Source organism: Pantoea sp. SIMBA_079, assembly GCF_046940275.1.
GTDB classification, from domain to species: domain Bacteria; phylum Pseudomonadota; class Gammaproteobacteria; order Enterobacterales; family Enterobacteriaceae; genus Pantoea; species Pantoea borealis.
In genome coordinates, this window is sequence record NZ_JAWRYR010000136.1 from 1 (window position 1) to 314 (window position 314).

At 58.6% G+C, this 314-nt stretch carries 1 pseudogene; it reads right to left on the minus strand.

Annotation, left to right across the window (positions count from 1 at the left end):
- Positions 1-206: pseudogene (locus SB719_RS19435) on the minus strand (50S ribosomal protein L11); the annotation flags it as partial.
- Positions 207-314 lie beyond the last annotated feature (108 nt).

The window sequence follows — 314 nt, forward strand, 5'->3', positions numbered from 1 at the left end:
ACGAACGTGAACGAGCGGTCCTCGTACACGGTGATCTCGACCGGGATGACGTTGCCGCGCTGCGACTCGGTGGCCGCGTTGTACGCCTTGCAGAACTCCATGATGTTCAGGCCGCGCTGACCCAGTGCCGGACCAACCGGCGGCGACGGATTGGCTTTACCTGCAGGAATCTGCAGCTTGATAAAGCCGATGATTTTCTTTGCCATGTTGAAAAACCTCTTTGGAACGCGAGTGCGTTCGGTGAGTAGTAACGCGCCCTCGTCAAGCTTCGACTACCGACGCTCCTCAACGGCCATTACGCGGACCGTAAGCGC